General features: G+C 30.4%; 1 protein-coding gene. It reads left to right on the forward strand.

Going from position 1 to position 1,258, the window contains the following annotated elements; genetic code table 11:
- The first annotated feature begins 214 nt into the window (after positions 1-214).
- Positions 215-1,222, forward strand: a complete 1,008-nt coding sequence (locus DB891_RS17420; RefSeq protein ID WP_116764839.1) for an IS110 family RNA-guided transposase — start codon at positions 215-217, stop codon at positions 1,220-1,222.
- Positions 1,223-1,258: the final 36 nt, after the last annotated feature.

The raw sequence follows: 1,258 nt of genomic DNA on the forward strand, positions 1-1,258 counted from the left end.
CGCCTTTACTTTGTATTTGATAAAACACTAAATTTATTCAAAGGAAAACAGAGGTGAACTATGCTATCCGCCAAGCTTGTGACTTATGTAGCGCATTAGTCCTCTGTCTTCTCCTTGAATCCCGTTGAATTGCTTCAAATAGAATGATAGACATCAAGGTCTAATAAAGGCTCTAAAGAAGTTCAACATTTTTGTTTATCCTAAATTCAAAGTTATGAAAAACTATTTATTTTATGTAGGTATTGACATTTCAAAATCAAAATTGGATGTAGTTCTTTTAAAAAAAGAAGCTCCTAATGTAACTAATCATTTCATTGTAGAAAACAATTTAAAAGGTGTTAAGGAAATTTTTAAAAACTTATTAAAACAGAAGATAGATTTAACTACTGTTTTATTTTGCTTTGAAAATACTGGGGTTTATACTTTTCCTTTGAGTAGCTGCTTATCTGAAAACAATCTTGATTTCTGGATTGTACCAGCCCTTGAAATCAAACGATCTAAAGGAATCTCGAGAGGTAAAAATGACAAAGCAGATGCTAAAGACATTGCTTTGTACAGTATTCGAAATGTTGACAAACTAAAACTCTCTACTTTGCCAGAAACAGTAATTCAACAATTAAAATTGCTTTTCACCGAAAGAGAAAAAGTAATGAAAGCATTTAAAATTTTTGAGCGGACAAAAGAGAATGCTGATTTTATGCCAAAACAAGTTTATCAATCAGTTAAAGGAATAAATAATAAAACGGTGAAGTTTTTAAAAGGAACATTAAAATCTATTGAGAAGGAAATGAAAGCAATAATATCTAGTCATTCTGAATTGAAAAAACAATTTGAATTGATTAAAAGTGTTCCTGGCATTGGAGATAAAACGGCTATCTATATGCTAATTGTTACTAGAGGCTTTACAGCATTTGATAATGCGAGAAAATTGGCTTGTTACGCTGGAACCGCACCTTTTGAACATACGTCGGGTTCGAGTATAAAAGGACGTACCAAAGTAAATCATATGGCAGATAAAAAAATGAAATCAATATTACAAATGTGCGCTTTAGTAGCGGTAAAACATGATCCGCAACTCAAAGAATATTATGAAAGAAAAAAAGGAGAAGGCAAAAATGCTATGTTAGTCTTAAATAATGTAAAATGCAAAATAATAGGACGTGTCTTCTCTGTAATTAAAAGACAAACGCCATATATAAATACATATAAATTTGCCAGTTAATCTTTTAAATTTAATTGTTTTTTATCATAGAATGCG

The sequence above is a fragment of the Flavobacterium laiguense genome (assembly GCF_003097655.1).
Classification (GTDB): Bacteria; Bacteroidota; Bacteroidia; order Flavobacteriales; family Flavobacteriaceae; genus Flavobacterium; species Flavobacterium laiguense.